Origin of the sequence: Pseudomonas sp. CCC3.1 (genome assembly GCF_034347405.1) — a bacterium.
GTDB lineage: Bacteria > Pseudomonadota > Gammaproteobacteria > Pseudomonadales > Pseudomonadaceae > Aquipseudomonas.
The window spans coordinates 4355541-4381036 of record NZ_CP133778.1; the positions used below are offsets into that span (position 1 = coordinate 4355541).

The following is a 25496-nucleotide window of genomic DNA, read 5'->3' on the forward strand; positions in this document are numbered from 1 at the left end:
ACGCCTGATGAGCGAGCTTTTTTACAATGCCGTGCCGAACGCGACCCGTGTCGCTCCCCCTTCCCACCCCTCGCCAATACCCTGCGCACAAACCCCGCAAGGTCTACCTGTTTGGCACCTGCGTGGTCGACCTGTTCTTCCCTGAGGCAGGGATGGACGCGATTCACCTGATCGAACGCGAAGGCATCGAAGTTGACTACCCGCAAGGCCAAAGCTGCTGTGGACAACCGGCCTACACCTCGGGTTACACCGACCAGGCCCGCGAAGTTGCCCGCGCCCAGTTAGCGCTGTTTGCCGAAGATTACCCCGTGGTCGTGCCCTCCGGCTCTTGCGCCGGCATGCTGCGCGAGCACTACGAAGACCTGTTCAAGGACGAGCCCGAGGCCTTGAAAAAAGTTCATGCCCTGGCCGAACGCACTTATGAACTCACTGAATTCCTGCTATTCGTGTGCAACGTGCAATTCAAGGACAGCGGCGCGCCCGTCAAAGTCGCCTTGCACACCTCATGCTCGGCCCGTCGCGAAATGAACACCCACCTGCACGGCCGCGAAATGCTCGCTCAACTGAGCAACGTGGAGCGCATCGACCATAGCCATGAAAGTGAATGCTGCGGCTTCGGTGGGACATTCAGCGTGCGCATGCCCGATATTTCTGGCGCCATGGTCGCCGACAAGACCCGCTCCCTGATTGAAACCGGCGCGCACCAAGTGCTGACCGCCGACTGCGGCTGCCTGATGAACATCAACGGTTCGCTCGAAAAACAGAAACAAGCCCTGCGCGGCCAGCATCTGGCCAGTTTCCTGTGGCAGCGCACCGGAGGTGGACAATGAGCACCAGCACACTGATTCCTACCGTCGCCGTGGAAGAGGACTTCCGCGAGCGCGCCCATGAGGCATTGGGCGACAAGCAACTGCGAAACAACTTTCGCAGCGCCATGGATTCGCTGATGACCAAACGAGCGGTGTCCTTCAGCGATGCCCACGAGCGTGAACATTTGCGCGCCTTGGGCAATGCGGTCAAAGCCCGCGCCCTGTCCAAACTGCCCGACCTGCTGGAGCGACTCGAAGCCAACCTGACCCGCAACGGTGTGCAGGTGCACTGGGCTGAAACCGTCGAAGCAGCCAACGAAATCGTGATATCGATTGCCCGTCGCCGTGCCGCCACGCAAGTGATCAAAGGCAAGTCGATGGTCAGCGAAGAGATGGAGATGAACCACGTGCTCGGCGCCCAAGGCATTGAATGCCTTGAGTCCGACATGGGCGAGTACATCGTTCAGCTCGACAACGAGAAGCCGTCCCACATCATCATGCCCGCGATTCACAAAAACGCCGGGCAAGTGGCCGACTTGTTTCATCAAAAGCTCGGCGTGGAATACACCAAAGACGTCGACCAACTGATCCAGATCGGTCGCCGCGTGCTGCGCCAAAAGTTCTTCGAAGCCGACATCGGCGTGTCCGGCGTCAACTTCGCCGTGGCCGAAACCGGCACCCTGTTGCTGGTCGAAAACGAAGGCAATGGCCGCATGTCGACCACCGTGCCGCCCGTGCACATTGCCGTCACCGGCATCGAAAAAGTCGTCGAAAACCTGCGCGACGTTGTCCCGCTGCTGTCATTGCTGACCCGCTCGGCGCTTGGCCAGCCGATCACCACCTACGTCAACATGATCTCCGGCCCACGCAAACCCGGCGAACTCGACGGCCCCGAAGAAGTGCACCTGGTCTTGCTCGACAACGGCCGCAGCCAAGCCTTTGCCGACAGCGAACTGCGCCAGACCCTGAACTGCATTCGCTGCGGTGCCTGCATGAACCACTGCCCGGTTTACACCCGCATCGGCGGTCATGCCTACGGCGAAGTCTACCCCGGTCCGATTGGCGCGATCATTACCCCGCACATGGTCGGCCTGGCCAAGGTCCCGGATCACCCGAGCGCCTCGTCGCTGTGCGGCGCCTGTGGCGAAGTGTGTCCGGTAAAAATTCCGATCCCGGCCTTGCTGCGTCGCCTACGCGAAGAGAACGTTAAATCGCCAGACGCCTCGCCTCGTATCATGCGCGGCCAGGGCAGCAAGTACTCGCGCAAAGAACGCCTGATCTGGAACATGTGGGCCAAGCTCAACAGCTCGCCTGCCCTGTATCGCGTGTTCCTCAAGGCCGCCACCCGCCTGCGCGGGTTGACGCCCAGCAATGTCGGGCCGTGGACTCAAAACCACAGCGCCCCCAAACCCGCCGCCCGTTCGCTGCACGACATGGCCCGCGAGCATTTGGCCAAAAAGTCGGGAGAATCGCGATGAGCGCCAAACACAACATCCTCAACAAACTGCGCAACAGCCTGACCGGCACCACACCCGTGCCCGATAACTTCGACGAAGTGCTGGTGACAGAGCCCTGGACCTACACCCCGGAGCAACGCATCCCGCAACTGCGCAAGTTGATGGAAGCGGTGCACACCGAAATCCACCTCAGCACCGAACACGAATGGCCCGCCCTGCTGGCGCAATTGGTCACCGATCGCCAATTGCCCAGCCTCTTGATCGCACCGACTACGCCACACGGCCAAAAAGTGACAGCTCATTGGGCGCAGAACCCTACGCTGCCAACACTCAAAGCCTACGACCGCCCGATAGAAGAATGGAAAGCCGAACTGTTTAACGACACCCCGGCCAGCTTCACCACCACCTTGGGCGCAATTGCCGCCACCGGCAGTTTGATCATGTGGCCCACCCCAGAAGAACCGCGCCTCATGAGTCTGGTGCCACCGGTGCATTTTGCGTTGCTCAAGGCCAGTGAAATCCGCGACAACTTCTACCAGGTGCAGCGCGAAATGAAGTGGACGGCAGGCATGCCGACCAACGCGTTGCTGGTGTCTGGCCCGTCAAAAACCGCCGACATTGAACAAATACTGGCCTACGGCGCCCATGGCCCGAAAGACCTGGTGGTGTTGATTCTGGAGGACGCATGAGCCTGCCCGTTGCATTTGTACGTGATGCCGAGCGATTGATCCCCCAAGACCGCCGCTTCACCGACCCACTTTCCACTTTGGCCTTTGGCACCGACGCGAGCTTTTACCGGCTGATTCCCAAACTGGTGATCCGCGTCGAATCCGAAGACGAAGTGGTCGAGCTACTGCGTTTGGCCCGTCGCGATCAAGTGTCTGTGACCTTCCGTGCTGCGGGCACCAGCCTGTCAGGCCAGGCCATCAGTGACTCGGTACTGATCGTGCTCGGCGACAACTGGAACGGCAAAGTCATTCGCGAGCAAGGCTTGCAAATCCGCCTGCAACCCGGCGTGATCGGCGCCCAAGCCAACGCCTGGCTGGCCCCGTTCGGGCGCAAGATCGGCCCCGACCCGGCCTCGATCAACGCCTGCAAAATTGGCGGCATCGTCGCCAACAACGCCAGCGGTATGTGCTGCGGCACCGCGCAAAACACCTACCACACCTTGGCTGGCATCCGCGTGGTACTGGCCGACGGCACCCGAGTCGACACCGAAGACACGGCCAACATCGCCGCCTTTCGGCAAAGCCACGCCGCGCTGCTCGACCAGTTGGGGACTTTAGCCCGCGAGACCCGCGCCAATGCCGAACTGGCTGCAAAAATTCGCCACAAATACCGTCTGAAAAACACCACCGGCTTGTCACTCAACGCCTTGGTCGACTTTGATGATCCACTGGATATTCTCAGCCACTTGCTGGTAGGCAGCGAGGGCACGCTGGGCTTCATCAGCTCGGTTACCTACGACACCGTCATCGACCACCCAAACAAAGCCTCGGCGCTGATCGTCTTCCCTGACGTTGAAACCTGCTGTAACGCCGTGACCGTGCTCAAAAGCCAGCCCGTGTCAGCCGTTGAACTGCTGGACCGCCGCAGCCTGCGCTCGGTACAAGACAAACCCGGCATGCCGGCTTTCGTACAACAACTGTCGGACAACGCCTGCGCCCTGCTGATCGAGTCACGCGCGGCAACGCAGACCTTGCTGCACGAACAACTGGCGCACATCATGGCGTCGCTGGCGGGTTTTCCGGTCGAGAAACAAGTCGACTTCACCGAGAACCCAGCCGAAAACGCCAAGCTCTGGGCGATTCGCAAGGACACGTTCCCGGCCGTCGGCGCGGTGCGCAAAACCGGCACCACCGTCATCATCGAAGACGTGACCTTTCCGGTCGAGCAACTGGCCATCGGCGTTAATCGCCTGATCGAGTTGTTCGACAAGCACCACTACGACGAGGCGATCCTCTTCGGCCACGCCCTCGAAGGCAACCTGCACTTTGTGTTCACCCAGGGCTTTAACAACCCTGAAGAAGTCGCACGTTACCAAGCCTTTATGGACGACGTGGCGCAACTGGTGGCCGTGGAGTTCGGCGGTTCACTCAAGGCCGAACACGGCACCGGGCGCAACATGGCGCCGTTTGTTGAACTGGAATGGGGCAGCGACGCCTACCAGCTCATGTGGACACTCAAGCGTTTACTCGACCCGCAAGGCATCCTCAACCCCGACGTGGTGCTCAGCGAAGACCCGCACATCCACCTTAAACACCTCAAGCCGATGCCTGCGGCCGACGAGATTGTGGATAAGTGCATCGAATGCGGGTTTTGTGAGCCGGTGTGCCCCTCAAAAGGCCTGACCCTCAGCCCACGCCAGCGGATTGTGATCTGGCGCGACATCCAGGCCAGAAAGCGCGCCGGGGTCGATACCCGCGAGCTGGAAGAAGCCTACGCTTACCAAGGCATCGATACCTGCGCCGCCACCGGCTTGTGCGCCCAGCGTTGCCCGGTCGGCATTAATACCGGCGAGCTGGTGAAAAAGCTGCGCGCCCGCAGCGCCAACAGCGTGAAAACCGCCGATTGGCTGGGCAATCACTTTGCAACCACGCTACAAGGCGCGCGCTTCACCCTGCACGTGGCCAATGGTGCACGCATGCTGCTGGGCGCGCCGCGTCTGGGCAAAATCTCGGCGGCGCTGACCAAGGCCAGCAAAGGCCGCGTACCCCTGTGGACCAACGCCATGCCGCAGCCCGAGCGCGCCATTCGCTTTAGCCCGCCGGTCAAAGACGCACGTCCACGCGTGGTGTACCTGGCGGCATGCGTCTCGCGGGTCATGGGCCCGGCCGCAGGCGACAGCGAGCAAACCTCGCTGCTCGACAAAACCCGGAGCCTGCTGGAAAAAGCCGGTTACCAAGTGGTATTCCCCGACAACATGGACAGCCTGTGCTGCGGCCAGCCGTTCGCGTCCAAGGGTTACAACGAACAGGCCGAGCACAAACGCCAGGAACTGATCGGCGCCTTGCTGCACGCCAGCCGTGGCGGCATCGACCCCATCTACTGCGACACCAGCCCGTGCACTTTGCGCCTGGTGCAAGACTTGGGTGAAACCCGCCTCGACCTGTACGACCCGGTGCGTTTCATCCGCACCCACCTTGTGGATAAGTTGAACTTCACCCCGCAAACCGCACCGATTGCCGTGCACGTCACGTGCAGCACCCAGCACCTGGGCGAAAGCCAGGCGCTGATCGACATCGCACGACTGTGCAGCACCAACGTGGTGATACCGGAAGGCATTCATTGCTGCGGGTTTGCAGGCGACAAAGGCTTCACCACCCCCGAGCTGAACGCCCATTCACTGCGCACCTTGAAAGACGCGGTGCAGCAGTGCAGCGAAGGGATTTCGACCAGCCGCACCTGTGAAATTGGCCTGACCCAACATGGCGGGATCGACTACCACGGGCTGGTCTATTTGGTAGACCGCGTCAGCGCGCCGAGAGCCCTGTAGGAAATACCGCAGGCTGCGATCGTTTGATCTTTAAACATCGCAGCCTTCGGCCGCTTCCTCAGTATCGGGTTCAAAAAACCAGTCACTGTCTGCCACGCAACAGTTGATAAACAAACTGTTGCTATCCGCACGCCACCAAAAATCATAACCAACTGATTTAAATAGAAAAAAATATCGGCACAGATTCTGCAATGACACAGCTCCACCCGCATCGAAGCTGTTTAGCCCATGTCATTACCTACTTACAGATCTTCTGCCCCTTCTTCCGCGTACTCGACCCCGCCCGCGTCTGTTGATGAACTCATCGCCCGGGTGGAAAAACTGTTGCCGGAAATCGGCGAGGGCGTGATCGAACGCGAACGTAATCGCCAACTGCCATATGCCGCGCTGAGCAGCCTGGCCGCCGCTGGTGTGCTCACGTGCCGGATCCCCAAAGCCTACGGAGGTCCCGGCGGCAGCGTGGAAGATGCCATCAGCTTGCTGATACGCATCGCGGCGGTGGACTCAAACGCCGCCCAAGCCTTGCGCCCAGGCTTCGGATTTCTCGAAGGACTGCTCGCCTCACACAGCGATAACGCAGAGCAGGATCGCGCGCTTTGGTTCGATCGCTACCTGCAGGGAACTGTCGTCGGCAACGCAGGCTGGGAAGTGGGCGGCGCCAATGGTTCGGTCAGCGCCCGGCTTGTGCGCGAAGGCGATCACTACCGGGTCAATGGCAGTAAGTACTACAGCACCGGCGCGCTATACGCGGATTGGGTGATGGCGATTGCATTGGATGAAAACGACCAGCCGCTTTCATTTGTTCTGCCCCGCGACCGCGAAGGGTTGGAACTGATTGACGACTTCGACGCAATGGGCCAGCGCCTCACGGCCAGTGGCACAACGCACCTTAATAATGTCGCGGTCTACCCCGAAGAGCTTCGTCCACCGCGCGCTGTGGACGGCAAGCGCAGCATCATCACCCCATTCGTGCAACTGTTCCTCGGCGCAGTTGAAGCCGGCATCGCCCGAAACGCCCTCAATGATGCAAAAGATTTTGCCCAAAATCATGCACGACCAATCGTGCACAGCAGCGCAAAACGCTCAGTCGATGACCCCTACGTGGAACTGAGTGTTGGCGACATCAGTGCGCGAGCCTACGCAGCTGAAGCCGTGGTCTTACGTGCAGCCCAGGCGATAGACCGTGCCTGGCGCAACGACCTGGACGTCGACTCGATCGAACAGGCCGCCATCGAGGTCGCGCAGGCTCAATACATCGCCGCCGAATCGGCGCTCAAGGCGGCCGAATTAGTCTTCGACGTAGGGGGCGCTTCTGCTACCGGCCGCAGCTACAACCTGGACCGGCACTGGCGCAACGCGCGAACAGTGGCCAATCACAATCCACGTCACTGGAAGGCCGCAGCGGTCGGTGCCAGCCACCTCAAAGGCACCCAACTCCCAACGTCCGGACTGTTCTGATCCAGCGCTAACGCAGCATGTATTAATAGCCATGCAAATGACGCGTCTGTCGCCAAACAGACGCGTACTGCGTCAGTGCATCGTTAAACCACCCAGCGATTTATCGACAGACGCCCTGCCCGCGCAGTCTAAGAAGTTTCGTCCGATTGAAAGCGACTGGGCCTGCCAAAGCACTTTAAACGTCCCACTTTCGGGCAAAAAAAATCATTCAATAGTGGCCAAATAAAAGCAGAACTCCTGAGTGTGGCTATAGTCAATTGGCTTAAGGCCCTAATGTTTAGGGCATATAACCGAGCCCGCAGACACCGGGCCTAACTGTGCACAAGGAGCTTTCCCCTATGAAACGTACCGCACTTGCTGGTCTTTTTGTTTGCGCTGCAATGTTGGCCTCCCCGGTGTTTGCGGCAGAAGATCTGTGCCAGATCAACCTTCAGAAAATCAACGATGCCGTCGCGACGCTTAATGCGACCAGTGAGAACACCAAAGACGATATCAACGCCTTGGTCGAAAAGGCCAAAGGTGAACAAGCTGCTGGCAAAACCGAAGATTGCATTGCGACATCAACCCTGGCACTGCAAAAACTGCAAAACCTCACCAAAGGCGGCGACGATAAGTAAGCCCTTGAGGTTGGCCTTCTGCGCCGAATTGGCGTAGACTCCGCAAGCTTGCTGGTTACACACAGCAAGCATCGGGGCCGTTTAGGATTCGACGCCGGTTGCGAAACTCTAGGTGCATGCCGAGTTGGTAACAGAACTCGTAAATCCACTGTTGCAACTACTTATAGTTGCCAATGACGAAACCTACGAGGGTCAAGCTCTCGCAGCGTAAGCTGCCTTAGCCATCCTCCTGGTGCCTTCGGGCCCAGCAATCACTAGGGGATGCCTGTAAACCTGAAGTGATTGTCATATAGAACAGGATCGCCGTGCAGTACGTTGTGGACGAAGCGGCTAAAACTTACACAACTCGCCCAAAGCACCCTGCCCTTCGGGTCGCTGAGGGTTAACTTAATAGATACGGCTAAGCATGTAGTACCGACAGCGGAGTACTGGCGGACGGGGGTTCAAATCCCCCCGGCTCCACCACTTCATCATCTAAAGACGTCCACGGACGTCTTTTTTTGTGCCTGAAATCCAGTAAATACAGGGGTTTAGCGGCTATAGAGATCTCTAGAGCTTTTTGGAGTTCTAGCAATTTTGGTATTCCAAATGGTATTCCAAGCCATCTGGTGCTATTTTTTGGAATACCAAAATGGTGTCAGAGGTAGCTCTCATGCCTGCTCTAGCCCTTCGCCTCTCCGACCGCCAGCTCAAGGCAGTCAAGGCAAAAGACAAGGATTACGTCCTCAGCGATGGTGATGGCCTTCAGCTCCGAGTCAGGAGCAATGGCTCGATGCTGTGGAACTTCAACTACCGCGAGCCGGTAACCAAAAACCGTATCAATATGGGGCTGGGCACGTACCCAGAACTCTCACTAGCGAACGCCAGGAAAAAAGTGGTGGAAGCGCGCGAGCTGCTTGCACAAGGTATTGATCCCAAGGTGCAACGCAATGCACAGGACGAAGCCAAACGAGCGGAGACGGAACATACGTTCGAGAACGTGGCCACCGCCTGGTTCGAGCTAAAGAAGGACTCCGTCACGCCGGCGTACGCCGAAGACATTTGGCGATCGCTCACGCTGCACGTATTTCCAGACCTGAAAACAACGCCGCTCTCAAAAATTACCGCACCGATGGTCATCGAACTGCTTCGCCCGATTGAGGCCAAAGGCAGTCTCGAGACAGTGAAGCGACTGAGCCAACGGCTCAACGAAATCATGACCTATGGGGTCAATTCAGGACTGATCTTTGCGAACCCCCTCAGTGGCATTCGGGCGGTGTTCAAAAAACCCAGGAAAGAGAACATGGCCGCGCTACGACCTGACGAGCTTCCGGAGCTCATGATGGAAATCGCGAATGCCAGCATCAAGCGAGTCACGCGCTGTCTGATCGAATGGCAGTTGCACACGATGACCCGCCCTGTCGAGGCAGCCACCACTCGGTGGGCAGACATCGATTTCGACAAACGCATTTGGACCATCCCACCAGAGCGCATGAAAAAGCGTCGCCCGCATACCATTCCGCTGACTGAACAGGCACTCGCGTTACTGGAGACACTCAAGACCCATAGCGGCCACAGAGAATACGTGTTCCCGGCAGATAGAAACCCGCGTACCCACGCCAACAGCCAGACCGCCAACATGGCGTTGAAACGCATGGGCTTTCAGGACCGCTTGGTCAGCCACGGCATGCGCTCCATGGCCAGCACCATCCTCAACGAGCATGGGTGGGATCCGGAGCTCATCGAAGTCGCACTGGCGCATGTCGACAAGGATGAAGTCCGTAGTGCCTACAACCGGGCGGACTACATCGAACGCCGGCGTCCGATGATGGCCTGGTGGAGTGAGTATATCCAGAAGGCGGCCACCGGCAGCCTGTCGGCATCTGCGATCAATCAAACCAGGGACCACAACGTCGTGCCGATACGGTGAGCGCTCACCGGACGCTGCCGGTAACCGAGAATGACTCCCCAGATGGAGTGATGGTTGATTTGGCGACAGTGGCGACACCGGCGACAACCCGTGTAATACCTGGCCTGCAGCATGGCGACAAAAGTGGCGACTGTCGCCGTTGCAATCCTCGCTCTTGGAGCTTTTTCGGCCAAGCCCATGCAGGCGGGAAGGCTCCGCATTCCCACCTGCATGGGCTCACATTAAAAACCGACGAACGACCACCCGGCCATGGGAAACCACCGGTCTCCAAGGTCTTCCAGCATTACCGATTGGCGCAACAGTGCCCCCAAAATGCTGTTGACCGCGAGCAGAACGAGCGTTACACCAGAGCCTTACAAGCGCTGTCCTCGACAGCACCCAGGTAGCCAGAACCTTTGAGTCTACGCCACACCGTGGTGGTTCACCCCCAAGTGCGATTAGCGTCCGGCAGCTCGTACGGTCACTACCCATGTGATGGATGCCTACTTCTAGCAGAGTGCCTACTGCGGCAACTCATCCCCCTACCCAGCTGTCCTGCAGCAACTTATCCGCTTGGCCATTTCTTGCGCCAACCTTGCGCCCGTCTCTTTCTCTCGAAAGAGACGGGCGCATCTCACACTGCTGCAGCCCGGCTCGCATGGGGCTTTGCGGCTTTCCACCTCGTGACAATCGGCGTGACAAACACCGAATGCTCACTCGCCACAGCGATGCCGATGATGGTGCCGCAGCCCAAGGAATGGACTGCACCTGACTGACAGTCAGGCATGCCCCGGTCATCGCATCACTGCCTTCACCCGACTCTGGATCTCGCGGCATTGGTCTCGTCAGCCAGCGCAGCCTCCACCCGCCCACGTCTTCGGAAGTGTTCAGGAGGCCAGATCATGAGATGCCCAAGCTCCCGGTCGTAAAGAGCCGCCAGTCCCGCGTCAGTGGACAACCCTCACAGGTCGCAGGGGCCTTGATCCCTGATAACACTCAACAACCGTGGCGGGATGAGTGAGGACGAAGTCGATAATCTCAGGAGAATAGCGATGCAACTGTGCGAAGCGTTCGAGCCACCACAACCATTGCTGGAATACCAGCAGGCGCCACTGCCCTACCCGGTCGAAGCACTCGGGGACCTGTTGGGCCCTGCGGTCGAACGACTGGCCGAGGTGATCGGCGTGCCCAGCGCCATGGCTGCACAATCGGTGCTGGCCAGCGCTGCCCTGGTGAGCCAGGGCCATGCCAATGCCCAACTCGATGGCCGAACCTATCCGCTGTCCCTCTACCTACTGACGGTGGCGTCCTCGGGTGATCGCAAAAGCGCAGTGGATCACCTGGCACTGAAGGCGGCGCGCGACTGGGAACGACAGCAGTGGACCCTGTATGCGGAAAAGCTCAAAGCCTATCGCGCCGCTACCAGCATCATGGCCAAGCCCAAAACCTCAACGGATCGCGCTGAGTCGAAAGACGGTGAGCTGTCCGAGCCGGTACCGCCGAGACTGATCATTGCCGAGCCCACTATCGAGGCCCTGGTCAAAAGCCTGTGCCATGGCTTACCCAGCATGGGTTTGTTCAATGATGAAGGTGGCCAATTCTTGGGCAGCAGCACCATGAGCAAAGAGAATCTGCTCAAGGCAATCACCACCTTGTCGATGCTGTGGGATGGCAGCCCGATCGACAGGGCCCGCTCCATGGCCGGAGAAAGCCTGCGGGCCTATGATCGCCGCCTCAGCCTGCATCTGATGCTGCAGCCCTACCTGGCCAACCAGATTTTCAAAGATCCGGTGATCAATGGCCAAGGCATCCTCGGCCGTTGCCTGATCAGTTGGCCCGAGCGCCTGGCCGGCCAGCGGCTCTACAAGGCAATCGACCTGACCCGAGATCCCAAAGTCCAGCGCTACCAACAGCGGATCACCGCCCTGCTGCAACAGCCCTGGTCGCTTCACCAGGATGGCTCACTCAATCCCGCCACGCTGGAGCTGACTCCCCGTGCCCGTCGTGCCTGGATTGATATTCACGACACCATCGAGTGCCAGTCTGGCGAGTTCGGCGAGCTTGCCGGCGTCCAGCCTGTCGCGAGCAAGGCCGCGGCGAATGTACTGCGTATCGCGGGCGTGTTGGCCATGGTTGAAGAGGCCAGTATGTTGGAGGAAGCACACATCCAGCGTGCCTCCACGCTGATGGATTACTACCTGGCCGAGATTCAGCGCCTGACCGAACAGGAGCCGGTCAATAGCCGACGCGAGGAATCGGATCGGCTGCTGCGCTGGCTGGTGCAGAAAGGCTGGACCCACTTCACCGTCCGCGACGTCAATCGTAACGGTCCTCGTTTTGCCCGAAAAAGTGCTGACCATACCGCCTCTTTATTCGTCGAGTTGATCACTCATCGCTGGCTGAGCAGCCGCGATGGAAGAACCTTCGAGGTCCGTCATGTTCCGCCTCAATGACGCGGTGCGCCGCTACCAAGCGCAACATCAACCGCCGCCAGAATCACGACGTGTCGCCGCTTCTGTCGCCACCCTGTCGCCACGCCCCAGGCCAGAAACGACGCGGGTTGTCGCCACTGTCGCCGCTGTCGCCACACCACCACTTGATCCTGCCTACCTCGTCCTGCTGATGGAACAACTGCGTGAGGAAGGGGCACTGCTGCTGCACTACAAAAATGCCCTCTTGATCCGCCCGACACACTGGCAGCAGCTGGACCGGCTCAGCCTCCACTGGAAAGCCCTGCTGCTCTTTCTGCAAACAAACGAAAACGGTGATGACGATGGCACTGGTCGGTCGGCGTGAGGGTCGCAACTTTGGCTATGGCCGCCAGCTGAGCTACGCCGGCCCACAAGCGCTAAAGGATCTGTTTGCCGGTGGCCACTTCGCCACGGTCAAAGCGCATAGCGATCGCTGGCAAGCGTTCGTGCGTTGGTATCGGTCAGAGAATGGCCCCGGTTACAACGATGCGCGTCAGATCAATCGACGTACACTACAAGACTACGCCGCTTACCTGCGCCAGCAGATCCAGCAAGGTGAACTCTGCATCGCCACCGCGCAGAACCGCCTGAGCAGCGTCAACCGCACCCTCGCGGCGCTGCGCGGTGATCAGGATGTGAGGATCGCCAGCCCGAGCCAGGCGTTGGGACAGAAGCGCTCGACCGCACGCACCCGCGCCCCGGATGGCCAAGACCGCCAACAGGTGCGGCGAGTGTTTGAGGTGCTTGGCGAACGGCAACACGAGCGGGTGGCGGCGATTGTCCTGTTGGCCCGAGCAACCGGCATGCGCCTACGCGAAGCAATCCTGGCTGACCTGCCACGCTTGCACCGCGAAGCCGAACACTTAGGCCGCATCAACATCCAGGACGGCACCAAAGGCGGCCGCTCAGGCGCTTCAGCGCCGCGATGGGTCGTGGCCAATGAAGAGGTTAAGGCGGCACTGCTGTTGGCTCGTAAGGCGTCGCCGACCGGCAGCCGTAACTTGCTGGCCCGAGACGAAAGCTACGCCGCATTCCTGCATCAGACCGTGCTCCCCGCCCGCGAAACGCTGCATGAACACGGGCTGAAGGGTTTCCATGAACTGCGAGCGGCCTACGCCTGCGAGCGTTACGAGCAGCTCACGGGCCACGCCGCACCGGTCAATGGTGGCCACTGCTATCGCATTGACCGCGACCTGGATCAACAGGTGCGCCAACAGATCAGCCTTGAACTCGGTCATAACCGGATCGATGTGGTTTCGGCCTACATTGGAGGGAGAGCGTGACCAAGCCCTTCGATATGGCGCTGTTCCTGAGCGGCGTCCTGACTGGCTCGACGACCACGCAGCAACGCCACCTGCGCCAAGCCCGAATCATGCAAGCGGCCATTCAACAACGATGGCAGCGAGACAATCCCTGGACCTGGCAGATCAAGCACGTGCGCTGGTTTCTCACTCAGTACCTGAAAGACCATTCCGATGCTACCCGGTATTACTATCGGCTCACCGCCCTATTGGTCTGGAAGCGATTAGGGAACGGCCAGAAAATTTCTGATCTGGCACCTCAAGATTACAGCTCCCTTCAGAGCAGACCAAGAGACCATAGGTAGTTTCTAACCTCTCCCATGCCTCTGCTGGCCACATCTATTAAATAATCACGAGACTGGCGGTGGAGTGGAAGCGGGCCGGATTGACGCACCCATTTCGCGACATCCTCTGCGGGCAATCTGCGGGCTGCCAGGATCATGGCCATCAGATCATCTCTGGCATTCGCATCCCGAACTACTGAAGTCAGATCCGCTCCTCTGGCATGGTACGCGGTGCCGTCCGTCATTCCGGCAGCGTGGAACGAGGCGCGTCGGATGACGCACGGGACGCACTTACCACACTGCTGGTATGTCCGCTTCCACTTACCACACGATACCGTTTCCGATGCTAGGACCCTCAAGTTCGCTTGATCTAAACACCTAGAAAGCATCTCTCCCTTCGTCTGAAGCGCGTACGGATTCTCGACTCGTACAGGCAGGCCGACCGTATCCAGAATTTTTTGGAATAGGCCCAAAAAATGTGGGTGCGTCGTCCTAGTACTCAACGCGCCAATGCGGCGAGCAGTCATTGGAGGGTTCAGCGCAATGAGCCCGTTCTCGGGAACGAAAAGTTCTACTGGTGTGCCAGTGACTCGTAGCTGCGCCAGTGTGGCCCCAACCAGTGCACCATAAGCGAGGAAATTGAAGCTTCGAGTGCGCATCTGCACATCGGTTTTTCTCCCAGTCAAGGACACCGGATTTGCCACCGCAGCGAATCTTGAGACCTCCACCGGTAGATGATCCCGAACCATGATTTGCTTTTCCGAGTCACCTCGATATGCATGACTTATCAACAATGGGCGTCTGCCCTCTGCTAATAAATTCAACGCTCCAATGCCGCTATCCATCCCCCCCGAGAACAAACTGACGCAATCGTGGCCGGCCATAACGGTGATGCGACCACGGTTCTGAGACGTGAGCTGTCTGGGTCCATCAGGCAATAGGATGATCTCCCAAAGATCGCCGCTTAAGAAATGCAGAGCCTTCTGTAAAAGCGGTATCGCGGCCTGCCAAAGTTGCGGATCAGCGATGGGGATGAATAAACGAAGGTCCCGGGCCCAACCATCATCAGCGTCTGCTTTATCAACAAAAGTATCTGCGGCTGTTACGGCCATGGCTATAGTCAACAAATCGAACCCGGTTCTACTGACCGGAGCACCCAAACGCCTCACTGCAGCGCGAACCGGCCCCCCTATAGAGCAAGTGCCCCGCGTCGGTGGGCGACTGCCGTACATCAGTACGGGAATTTCATTAGCCGTTTGCGAGCGAAGCTGATCAGCTTCGTGATGGAAAATGAGGTCTGTCACTCTTGGTATGCCTCCCATTCACTCCACACTTCGCGGATGGCGGCCATCTGAATCTTTTCAATTTGTTTGCTGGAGAGCGCTTTCAGACTGCCTCCCAACAAGGGACGCATGTGCTTGTCGGTCACCGATTCAACGAGAGAGTACAGTTCCTTCTCGGCCTGCTCGACTTGGCCAGGTGATTCAGCTTTTGCGAACGCATCGTTCGAATCGAGCACTACTTGTCCAAACACGCATTTGGTGACGTACACCAGCATCATCTGTACAAGCATCTCGTCAGTGATGCTCGCGAAATCAAACTCTTGGTAACCCTCTAGGCATTCAGAAAGCGCCTCGTTCATCGCAACCCGAACGCGATCAGAATCGCCGTCCTCGGTGGCAAGCGCCTGCACGATCATGTCGATAGCAATGTCCGTGTCCTGGCCGTTCAACGCAGCGAGATCCAGCCCCAGAGGGGAATGCCCTTCCCTCAATGTGGCCATCGCACCAAATAAGGCTCCACCGGCTCCGGCCATGGAGCCAAACCGGGCAGGTCCAATGCCACTGCCACCGGTTGCACCGCCTGCATAGCTGCTTATCGCAGAGCGAAGGTAATCGCCGTCTCCTGTCGAGACGAATCTCCCCAGATTTGTGCGGAAGTCTTTAAATCGCTGCGGAGGAGCCTCGGGTACCTGCTGCCCATCGGTGTCCACCCACCCAGGCACAAATGGAGAATTACCCCCAGGCCCTTTGCTTGACGTAGAGGTTCCCATTACTTCTTCTCCCGCTCCTTGTACCAGCTCGCGCCCTTAAGCTTGCTGCTGAGCCAAGGCCGAATTTTGTCCGGCATTACGGTGTGAATGAAGTCCGATAGCAGCGCACCGGCTTCGGGTGACTTCTCGGCAAGCAACTGCGCACCGTCAAAGCCGACTGGCTTGCTTGTCCACTCAGAATGCGACCGCATCGATTCAATTAACTGGGTCATGACGGCCGCGTGCTCACCACCGGATATGGTTTGTAGAGCAGCTTTTGCAGAAGGTGACGAGGTGTTGGACGTCCGTTTGAGCACAGCAAGCGCTTCAGCCGCATCAGCAGAAAGACCTGCGCGCAATACCCGTAAGGGAGTGGTTTCCCTGCTCAGATAAACGACCGGACGAAGGTCTACAGTCGAAAGCTGCGGTTCGAGCCTGATCCAATCTCGCACGAGGTCTACTTTGGTCCATAAATCCGGACAAGCCTCCGTAAATTTCACGGGGTCTTCCAGTAGTCCCTCCAGTTCGGCCAACACTTCAGGTTTGCCGCCGGCAGCACTATTTATCATCGAGTAAAGATGGGCGACCGCTTTCTCCTCCATGCAACGCTCAAAAAGAGCTACCTTGGCGATTAGGGCCTCGTTTACAGGCATTTCACGCAGTGCTGCTACCCGTACCCTCATTCGAACGACGTTGAGCATACGCTTCACGATTCTGGGGTTACCCAACACGGAGCTGGAGCTTGCGAGCATTGGCGCAATTCGATCAGCAATCGGAAAAGCTTCGGCAACTTCCACAGGCACATTAGAGCCCAGCAACTCTAAGGCCCTCTCTGTGCTGATGGGTTCGTCTCTCCATGCCTTGCGCAAGTTATCTTCAAGCCCGACTCTCAAGGCCTCGATGTGCTCGCCAGGGACCTTGTTACCGGCCGAGGCAAACAGCATGAATAGGTACGCCCGAACCTCCTGAACGCCCAACCTTGGCACACGAACAGGCACTTGAATAAGTTTATCCAAGTAATCAGTCACATGACGATCACCAGGATCTTTGAAATGCTCACTGACCGAATGGCGAACCATCTCCTCATCTGCCGCCACGACAAAAGCCGTATGGTTCATGAAGAGGAATAGACGCAGAGCCTCCAAGGTATGGATCGTCTGCTTGGGCAAGCAGCGATCTAAGTTGTCGACAAAAACGACCAACGTTTTGTCGAGACCGATGAGGACATTTGAAAACTCCTTTCGGAACGCCTCGATCTGTTGGGGGGGAGTTTGCTGCTTTTCTGGGCCAAGCAGCCCGGTAAAGCTGTCCTTCGCCTTACCACCTTCATCTTTGAGAGTTCCTAACGAGTCATGATCCGCTTCACCGGAAAAGAGCTTCCCCAGAGCCTCCACCCCTTTCGCACCAAAACCGAAAGCTGGCATACCCAAAGCAAGCGCTCCGCCTTCGACCATAAGACCAAGCATTCGCATTTTGTTTGCCCGCGCAAAAAGCTTCTTCGCTTCAGGAAGAAAGCTGGTTTCTTCGGCAGCGTCGATAAGAGTGGAGGCGATGATCTCCATCAGCGCGGCGCGGGAGTCATCGAAGCCCTGATACAACCAGGCGTCAAAACGAACGACGACGAATTCAGACGCTCCCCGAGGAGGGTTCAGTCCATGCTCGATCAGATTGAGCAGCGTGGACTTCCCAGTACCCCAGGAACCGAACACGCCTATGGTAACCGGACGCATGGACGGATCACGGATGACGTCCACAACCAGATCCGCCACTTCTGAGTAATTCAGAAAATCGCTTTTTGTATCGACATCAGCCCACATCTGAGCCTCCTTGCTTGCGGAGCATCCCTTGCTTACGAGCTGGACTTACTGCCACAGACACGCAGCATCGCTTTCATAACCGCCATCATTCGTTAAAAAGCGATTCAATGCCACTATTTCGACATCTAGTGAATAACACCCCTTCCTATAAGTCCGTCGGGCCGTATAGTCGTAGGCAAAAGCTCAGGAAAGAGAAAACGTAAAGCAGAACGAGCGGCGGCATGAAAGCCGGGATCTGTAGATATCGTGCATACCATACTGACATCGGCAGTAGCGCCACTTGCAGTAAGCAGAACAATTTAGCGGACGCCCAGAGGAGTTTCGGGATCAGACTAGATCGATGCCGCGTGCAAGCGCGCGACATCGATCTAGTCATCGTTTACCTCATCAGTGTCTTTAGCTGACCAGGCGAGCCGAGTGGGGATCGTAGACCATTTCGGTAATTGACCCATCTCGGATGCGCTCAACCGCTTCATCAATCACATGCAGCGGCACCAGGAACCACTCCCTAGGTCTGACTGGATGGCCGAAGCGGTCTTCGATGGTCAAGTCCAGCTGCGCTGCGCCGAACAGGCGGTGGAAGATGTTTTCCAGCCGGGTGCGGTTCAGGTTGTGAAGCTTGTAAGTTGCGACCACTTCCACATCGGCCAGCAGGTAGGTGGCATCTTTCGCCGCCGCCGCGATACGCGTTTCCACTCGGCCACCGGTTACGCCGATCTTGTGGATCAGCTCGCGGTGCTCGGCTACGTAGGGATGGTTGGACCGGCTGCGTAACACATAAATGGTGCCAGTCTCGATGTCGTCCGGCTCGGTTATGTCGCTGAACAGTGGGCCAGAGTCTACCTTGATGATCCGAGACCCTGCACGCCCGTCACCGTCTTTGTAGAGCGCCCGCTGCAAGGATCGTAGTAGCAGATCGCTTTCTGTCTCATTGGAGTAGATGACCCGCAAACGACCATTCGTCTCCGCATTCGGCGTCTTGTAGGTGTCTCCCACCTCGGCGACATAGGCAATGAGTCCGCTCAGAATGAAGAAGTCCCCGACCTCGATGCTGGCGTTCTTGCCAAAGGGCTTGGTTACCCATAGTTTTTGCTTGAGGCCTGCTTCCACCTCGTCAAACAGTGGCTTAAATCTCTCGAAGTCTTTACATGGGTTCCGGGCGGCAATTTCTTCTGCCGCTTTTATTGCCGCACTGGAACGCACATGCCGCAGCACGGTGATATCGTCCTGGTCGATGGACTCACTGCCGATGCCCAGCTCGGCGAGCAAGGCGTCCTCATCCAGGTCATTCACATTTACCGTGGCTACCACAGAACCTGACAGTAGGCCGTGACTATCTAAGCCTGCCAGTAGGGCTTGTGCTTCCGGTAACTTGCGAAGCTGATCCAATCGCACGGCGTACAAGCGCTCGAAAATGTCGCGGTCTTCGCCATGTAGTGGGGCGCGGCCATGGGTCTGATAGAAGCGCCGAATGTCCTCAAAGCCAGCGAAGATGCGTTCTTCGCGAGGGGTTCGAGTGGCTGTATTTAGCGAGGGTACTTCTACCCCTAGCGCATCCAGTAGGTCGTCATCGTTCATCTTAGCCATTAGTGGATTCTCCCTGTGCCGCTTTGGCTTGGGCACGGTAACGTGCGAACGCAACCACGCCTTCAGCCATTCGTTTCTCCCAGACATCGGCGGAGTTGATGTCTGGCAGCCGGCCACGCTCGTTTTTGAACTGCAGGGCGCGCATTGCTAAGTCTCGTGCTTCGCTTTCAGGAATGCTCACCTTCTTGGCTGCAATGCTGGCCTGCACCTGGCGCAGGGATTTTTCATCCATCGCCTTAGCCAGCACCGCATAGGCGGCTTCAAAAGGGTTGATGCGGTCGATCAGATCAATATCTAGCTCGCGCACGTTGACGAATTTGCGCACGCCTTCCAGCAGAGACGTACTGCCTTGTAAGGCGCCACTCTCGCTGGCATCGGTCTGAGCCAACATCAATTTGGCCTGTTGGGTAATGTTCATGGCTGCGATGGCATGCTGACGGATTGCTTCCTGGTCGACGTCGCTCAAGTCGGGGTAACGCTCGCGCACGATCTTGCCCATGCGCAGTTGGGTCAGCTCTTCGGGTAGGGTGTTTTCCTTGTCGAATAGGCCGCGTTCCAGCACGGTTTTGTCCTGCAGGAAGCTGGTTACCACTTCGTTCAAATCTTCTTTGCAGATGCGCGAGGCTTCTGTGCTTTGCGGCGTGGTCAGACCGTTGATTTCGACATGGTACTGGCCTGTGGCTTCATTCACGCCCAGATTGGTGCCACCTGATTGATAGCCCTCGCCACCGTTGTAAATGAAACCGTCTTTCGGCCCGGTATCTTTCGGACTGAACTCATAGCGCGGGGCGAGCACCTGTTCCATCAGCAGGCTGGCGGAAATGGCCTTAAGCATATCGTTCACTGCTTCGGCTACAGCCGCTTGGTCGGCCATAGGCTCAGCGATCAGGTTGGTGAAGCGCGAGCGCTCCTTGCCCTCCGCATCACGCGTGGCGCGGCCAATGATTTGTACAATTTCGGTCAGGCTCGAACGGTAGCCGATGGTCAGCGCATGCTCGCACCAGATCCAGTCGAAGCCTTCCTTCGCCATGCCCAGTGCGATGATCACATCCACGTTGTCGCGGTTGTTCTTCTGCGCAGGGTCTTTCAGTGCACTGAGCACTTTGGAGCGCCTGGACGCGTCGCTGTCATCCACCAGGTCTGCCACTTTCAGCGTGCGACCGTCCTTGGCTTTGATGAGGTGGAAGCCGGTGGCCGGGTCGACACCCTGCCAATCGCCCAGCGCACTCATGATTTCGTTGACCTCGCGCTCCTTGTCTTTGAGGCTTTCGCGGGCATTCACATTGGGGATATGGATGATGGTTTTCAGTGCTGGGTCCAGCACCTTGGCGACGGCATCCACATACTTGCCGGTATAGAAGAAGTACCCGATGTCCAGCGACTTGAGCCAGCGGTAGCCGTTGAGCTGCTCGTAGTAGGTGTAAGTCACCGTCTCAAACTTGGCTTCTTCCGCCGGGGCCAGCACGGCCTCGCTGTCGCCACGGAAATAAGAGCCAGTCATGGCCACCAAATGCACTTTATCGCGGCCGATAAACGCACTCAGTTGGCCGCCCAACTTGTTGTCCGGGTTGGCGGAAACGTGGTGGAATTCGTCGATGGCGATTAGGCGGTTGTCGAAAGCTTCGATACCTAGCTCTTCTACGGCAAAACGGAAGGTGGCATGGGTGCAAACCAGTGTCTTGTCGGTGCTTTTCAGGAAAGCGCGTACGGCTTCCACCTTGGATTTGGCCACGCGCGGCTCATCGATGCCAGGAGCATTACATAGGTTCCACTGCGGAGCCACTTGCCAGTCCCAGTAAAAACCAAACTTGCTCAGCGGCTCATCGGCGAAGCTGCCGCCAATGGAGCGCTCCGGCACCACGACAATTACCTGTTGCAAGCCCTGGTTATGCAGCTTGTCCAGCGCGATAAACATCAGGGCGCGGGACTTACCTGATGCAGGGGGCGACTTGATCAGCAGGTACTGTTCGCCGCGCTTGGTATAGGCGCGCTCCTGCATGGTACGCATGCCCAGCTCATTGGCTTTGCTGGAAGCCCCGGTGTGCGCCGTGGTGATGGATACCGATGGCACCGTGTAAGTGTTGGTTGGGTTGTGGTTCTGTTCGGTCATTGCGAGTCGTCGTCCATGGATGCGTCATCACTTGCCAGCTCGCGCTCGATCTGTTCGATGCTGGGCAGGCTGGTTTGCAGCTCTGCCGGCAGGGATTCCACCAATTGGTATTCGGCCACGCCAATGGGGCGGGCGTTATCGCGCAAGGCATATTCGGCCACTACCTTGTTCTTACTCTTGCACAGCAGCAGGCCGATGGTGGGACCGTCCTGTGGGTGCTTGAGCTGGGCATCCACTGCGGTGAGGTAAAAACTTAACTGGCCCAGGTGCTCGGGCTTGAACTTACCGGCCTTGAGTTCGATCACCACATAGCAGCGCAGCTTGAGGTGATAGAACAGTAGGTCGATGAAGAACTCGTCACCGCCCACATCCAGCAACACTTGCTGGCCAACGAAGGCAAAACCTGCGCCCAGTTCCAGCAGGAACTCGGTGACATGCTTGACCAGAGCGTTTTCGATCTCACGCTCCTGCGCATCAAAGGTCAGGCCGAGGAAGTCGAAGCGGTAAGGATCCTTCAGCGACTCGCGGGCCAGGTCGGACTGCGGTTTGGGCAGGTGGTTCTCGAAGTTACTGACTGCCTTGCCACTGCGCTCCAGCAGACGAGTCTCGATCTGCATCACCAGAATGTTGCGCGACCAGTTGTGCTCGATGGCCTTGGCGGCATACCAGCGGCGGGTTTCGGGGCCAGGCAGTTTGTCCAGCAGCACCAGATTGTGACCCCAAGGCAATTGTGCAGCAGCCTGCTGCACAAATTCCGCATCCGGCCACGCCTCGGCAAAGGCGCGCATGTACTTGAGGTTGCGTGGCGAAAACCCTTTCATATCGGGAAAGGCTGCGCGCAAATCCTGCGCCAAGCGCTCGATTACCTTGGCACCCCAGCCCTGTTGTGCTTGCCGGGTCAAAATATCGTGACCGATCTGCCAGTAGAGCAGCACTAATTCGCGGTTAACCGCCAGTGTGGCGCGCTGCTGGGCATTATGAATACGGCCTTTGAGGCCGATCAGCCAGTCGCTGTAGCCCTCGGGTGGCATGCTCAGGCTAATAGGGGTGTCGCTCATGCCTTTCTCCCTCGTGGCTTTTTCGGCGCGGCCTTCGCTGCGTTTGCCGCCATCTTGGTATAGAGGTCAAACAGCTTTTCCAGCCGTTCGGTATCGTTCTTGAAACGACGACCAATATAGATGCGCTCCAGCACTTCATCGTTGCACTCGTGAGCTCGACGCAGGTTATCCGGCATATTATCCGGGTCGTACAGGTCGGCGATGGCGGCGGGGAAATGCGCTTCGCGGGCCAGCAGGATGGCTTCGGCGCAGGCGGTCAGGTCGGCTTTATTCTGCTCGGTGAGCAATGGCACGGGGAAAGTATTCCAACCGAGGGTGTTCGAGTACGAAAAATCGGTACGCATTCGCACGCAGACCGCACCAATCCAGGCCCAATGCAAGCGTGAGGCGATGAGGGCCATGTTCCAGAGCGGGGCGTCGTAAAGGGCGAAGCATTTATTAGAAATGATGGATTGGTTGTCTAATAAATCAACTGGCAAGTAGCTTCTGTTCTCCGAAGATACAACAGGAATGGCGAAGAAATAGTTTTCACAGCTTCGCATCTCACGAAACTGATGCGGCCTTTTAACCATGCCATTGGATACGGCATCTTTTGATGTCTGTCGCGCAGCCTTGCCTTGTTCCAGCTTCTTCTTGATATCTGCAATCTCAAGAATTTCCGCTGCCGGATCATCAGGAAACCAGAAGCAAGCACGCGGTCTGGCTTTGGTAACTTCTGATGCACCATAGAATTTTCGTATAAACGCAGCATCCAACCCTGCATTCAAATATTTATTCTTTCCTTCCGTATCAAAAATCAAATGCTCTGACATGCCGTAGTAGTTGCCCTTCAGCATCGGGGGGATGACCGAAATCGGGCGGGATGATGGCATAACCCAATAGTCATCTGCCGGCATCAGGTACGCATTGATGTTCTTAGTCGAAAGTTTTTTGTCATCATCGTAAAGGTCTGCGGACGCCGCTTGTACCCCAGCACCGATGCAGACAACGGTAACTCCAGCATCGTTTGTCGCCAGGTTGCTCCACTTGAAAGAACGAACTGCAAAGTTGAATTTCAATCCGTCGTCGAAAAGCGGCTTCCAAAAGCCTGTTACGTGTTGTCCTTGAGAAACGCTGTTCGTTGCCACAAAAGCAAATTTCGCCCGTGTTTGCTTTGCATATTCGTGAGCTTTGAAGAACCAGCCACACACATAGTCAAGTAAGCCCCATCCATCAACCTTCTTATCGAGCAAATCGCCCATGTCTTTCTTTTGCTCGGCAGTTTTTTTTGCGTTTCCTTTGTACGGCGGGTTACCACAGATATACGTTTCCCCTCCCTCATTCTCAAAATCGATCTGAGCCTGATCCAGTGGGGTTGCAAACAAATCATTGGCGTGAAGTTTCACGCCCGTGCCCGTTGGCGGGCAGATATTCAGCCAGTCCAGCCGTAGCGCATTACCGCAAACGATCCAGTTTTGCGAATCCAGCGGCAGAAACTCTTCTAGTGCATCCTTCTGGCCACGATACAGCACGTCGCACTGGTACTCGGCAATGATGAGCGCCAGGCGGGCAATTTCCGCCGGAAAATCTCGCAACTCGATGCCACGGAAATTGGTCAACGGAATATCGCTGCCTAGATGAGGTTCTCCCCGACGACGATTAATTTCCGCCTCGATTTCGCGCATTTGCTTGTAGGCAATGACCAGGAAATTTCCGGAACCGCAAGCTGGGTCGAATACGCGGATGCGCGCCATGCGTTTGCGCAGATTATGCAGCTTGGCCTTGTTATCGCCAGCCGCATCCAATTGGGCGCGCAGATCATCCAGTAGCAGTGGGTTCAACACCTTCAGGATATTGGGCACGCTGGTGTAGTGCATGCCCAATGCGCCACGCTCTTCATCATCGGCTACGGCCTGAATCATGCTGCCGAAGATGTCTGGGTTGATTTTCTTCCAGTTCAGGTTGCCGGCGTGCAGTAGATAAGTACGCGCCATGCGTGTGAAGCGCGGCACCTCGGTACTGCCGGAAAAAAGGCCGCCATTCACATAGGGGAAGCCGTTGGCCCAATTGGGCAGCCGGGGCTGAACAGTGGCACGCTCGGCCAGCTTGATGTTCATGGCTCGGAAAATTTCAGACAGCACCTGATGGGTGTTGGAGCCATCGCGTTCGCTGTACTGCTCAACCGTTTTGGTAAACAGGCCATCGCCATTAAAAATGTCGGTGTCTTCCGCAAAAAAGCAGAACACCAGCCGCGCCATAAAATGGTTCATGTCGGCGCGGCGCTCGTCCTTGGCCCAGTCAGGGTCCTCGTTCAGCAGCTCGATATATAGCTTGTTCAGGCGGCTGGTGGCGCGCACGTCGATGGGGTTGTCCTTGATCTCCTTAATAGTGGAGATACCGGCCAAGGGCAACAGGAAGCCGAAGTGGTTGGGGAGGTCCGGGTAATCGCAGGTGATGGTTTCACCCGTGATTAGCTCTTCGGCCTCAAGCGTTTGCCCGTCGGTGGCAAGGATGAACTTGGCTTTGGCTTTTGTGGTGGCAGGGCTGGCGCGCAATGCCTTGAGTGTTTCGCCTACGCTACCAGATTCGCATGCGGCGATATGGATGTTGCTGCGCAGTAGCACACCGCCGGGCACGTCGGAAGCGTTGTTGTTGCCGGCACGCAGGCGTTTTAGGGCGGTTTCCTTATTGCCAAAAGCGGCCAGGAAGACAAACGGAAATTCCACCGCGTCAAAGGGCTCAAGGGCCAGGTCCGAAATAGCGGACTCAATTTCTACTGCATTCATGATTTACCACTGCCCAGATCGCGTATGAACGAGTACGGCGAATTAAGCCGTTAATTTTGCGGATGATGACTAGGCCACTTGAGTGCTTCAACCTTCGTGCCGGCCACGGTCTGACATGATAACCCCGATAGCCTCGAACAAGGTCGTATCGCGTGTGGCGACAGCGGAGCTACTGGAGCGGCGATGGCAGCATTGCAGCTGGATCACAGGAGTGACAGAAGAAAAACTTAACTCAATTCTGGAGTTTAGTGGGGATAGCACGTTTGGGCTAAGCGCAGAGCGAGTCACGGTGATGCAGCAGTTCGTTCATGGCCAGCCATCCGGTGATTCGTTCAGGGCAGAAAAT

17 protein-coding genes, 1 other RNA gene and 1 pseudogene are annotated in these 25496 nt (G+C 57.4%); 12 read left to right on the forward strand and 7 right to left on the reverse strand.

The window, feature by feature from the left end; genetic code table 11:
• Positions 1-7 precede the first annotated feature (7 nt).
• The 12 genes and pseudogenes from RHM56_RS19215 to RHM56_RS19270 all read left to right on the forward strand — a co-directional run bounded on the left by RHM56_RS19215 (position 8) and on the right by RHM56_RS19270 (position 13802).
• Positions 8-830 (forward strand): annotated as a pseudogene (locus RHM56_RS19215) ((Fe-S)-binding protein).
• Positions 827-2287, forward strand: a complete 1461-nt coding sequence (locus RHM56_RS19220) for a LutB/LldF family L-lactate oxidation iron-sulfur protein (protein WP_322235027.1) — start codon at positions 827-829, stop codon at positions 2285-2287. Before RHM56_RS19215 ends, RHM56_RS19220 begins: the two are co-directional and overlap by 4 nt.
• Positions 2284-2955 (forward strand): lactate utilization protein, encoded by a 672-nt coding sequence (locus RHM56_RS19225; protein WP_322235029.1) that lies wholly within the window; start codon positions 2284-2286, stop codon positions 2953-2955. Before RHM56_RS19220 ends, RHM56_RS19225 begins: the two co-directional genes overlap by 4 nt.
• Positions 2952-5762, forward strand: coding sequence for an FAD-binding and (Fe-S)-binding domain-containing protein (locus RHM56_RS19230; protein WP_322235031.1), 2811 nt, complete (start codon positions 2952-2954; stop codon positions 5760-5762). The genes RHM56_RS19225 and RHM56_RS19230 overlap by 4 nt, the downstream gene beginning before the upstream one ends.
• Before the next feature lie 228 nt (positions 5763-5990).
• A complete protein-coding gene (locus tag RHM56_RS19235) occupies positions 5991-7220 on the forward strand; it encodes an acyl-CoA dehydrogenase family protein (RefSeq protein WP_322235034.1) in 1230 nt (409 codons plus the stop codon).
• A 338-nt stretch (positions 7221-7558) separates the two neighbouring features.
• Positions 7559-7837, forward strand: a complete 279-nt coding sequence (locus RHM56_RS19240; RefSeq protein WP_322235036.1) for a hypothetical protein — start codon at positions 7559-7561, stop codon at positions 7835-7837.
• 73 nt (positions 7838-7910) lie between these two features.
• Positions 7911-8302: a transfer-messenger RNA gene (gene ssrA, locus RHM56_RS19245) on the forward strand.
• A 187-nt stretch (positions 8303-8489) separates the two neighbouring features.
• Positions 8490-9746, forward strand: a complete 1257-nt coding sequence (locus RHM56_RS19250; RefSeq protein WP_070413367.1) for an integrase domain-containing protein — start codon at positions 8490-8492, stop codon at positions 9744-9746.
• Positions 9747-10777: 1031 nt separating this feature from the next.
• Complete coding sequence (locus RHM56_RS19255; RefSeq protein WP_070413334.1) at positions 10778-12178, forward strand: YfjI family protein; 1401 nt, start codon at positions 10778-10780, stop codon at positions 12176-12178.
• Entirely contained in the window at positions 12162-12521 is a 360-nt protein-coding gene (locus RHM56_RS19260; protein WP_070413333.1) for a hypothetical protein, read from the forward strand. The genes RHM56_RS19255 and RHM56_RS19260 overlap by 17 nt, the downstream gene beginning before the upstream one ends.
• A complete protein-coding gene (locus RHM56_RS19265) occupies positions 12499-13479 on the forward strand; it encodes an integrase domain-containing protein (protein WP_322241813.1) in 981 nt (326 codons plus the stop codon). Before RHM56_RS19260 ends, RHM56_RS19265 begins: the two co-directional genes overlap by 23 nt.
• Positions 13476-13802 (forward strand): hypothetical protein, encoded by a 327-nt coding sequence (locus RHM56_RS19270; RefSeq protein WP_070413331.1) that lies wholly within the window; start codon positions 13476-13478, stop codon positions 13800-13802. Before RHM56_RS19265 ends, RHM56_RS19270 begins: the two co-directional genes overlap by 4 nt.
• Here the strand turns inward: RHM56_RS19270 and qatC are convergent.
• The 7 genes from qatC to RHM56_RS19305 all read right to left on the reverse strand — a co-directional run bounded on the left by qatC (position 13775) and on the right by RHM56_RS19305 (position 25150).
• Positions 13775-14893: a Qat anti-phage system QueC-like protein QatC gene (gene qatC / locus RHM56_RS19275; RefSeq protein ID WP_231740650.1), complete on the reverse strand. Its 1119-nt coding sequence runs from the start codon at positions 14891-14893 to the stop codon at positions 13775-13777. The genes RHM56_RS19270 and qatC overlap by 28 nt on opposite strands.
• Before the next feature lie 188 nt (positions 14894-15081).
• Positions 15082-15597 (reverse strand): hypothetical protein, encoded by a 516-nt coding sequence (locus RHM56_RS19280; RefSeq protein WP_083294002.1) that lies wholly within the window; start codon positions 15595-15597, stop codon positions 15082-15084.
• Positions 15598-15833: 236 nt separating this feature from the next.
• Positions 15834-17630 (reverse strand): KAP family P-loop NTPase fold protein, encoded by a 1797-nt coding sequence (locus RHM56_RS19285; protein WP_070413328.1) that lies wholly within the window; start codon positions 17628-17630, stop codon positions 15834-15836.
• Positions 17631-18026: 396 nt separating this feature from the next.
• Positions 18027-19217 carry a GIY-YIG nuclease family protein gene (locus RHM56_RS19290; protein ID WP_070413326.1) on the reverse strand — a complete coding sequence of 397 codons (1191 nt, stop codon included), beginning with the start codon at positions 19215-19217 and terminating at the stop codon, positions 18027-18029.
• A complete protein-coding gene (locus RHM56_RS19295) occupies positions 19210-21327 on the reverse strand; it encodes a DEAD/DEAH box helicase (protein WP_070413325.1) in 2118 nt (705 codons plus the stop codon). The genes RHM56_RS19290 and RHM56_RS19295 overlap by 8 nt, the downstream gene beginning before the upstream one ends.
• The gene (locus RHM56_RS19300) at positions 21324-22385 is read right to left on the reverse strand and encodes a PDDEXK nuclease domain-containing protein (RefSeq protein ID WP_070413324.1); all 1062 of its coding nucleotides are present in this window, start codon (positions 22383-22385) and stop codon (positions 21324-21326) included. The genes RHM56_RS19295 and RHM56_RS19300 overlap by 4 nt, the downstream gene beginning before the upstream one ends.
• Positions 22382-25150: a class I SAM-dependent DNA methyltransferase gene (locus tag RHM56_RS19305; protein WP_106116479.1), complete on the reverse strand. Its 2769-nt coding sequence runs from the start codon at positions 25148-25150 to the stop codon at positions 22382-22384. The genes RHM56_RS19300 and RHM56_RS19305 overlap by 4 nt, the downstream gene beginning before the upstream one ends.
• Positions 25151-25496: the final 346 nt, after the last annotated feature.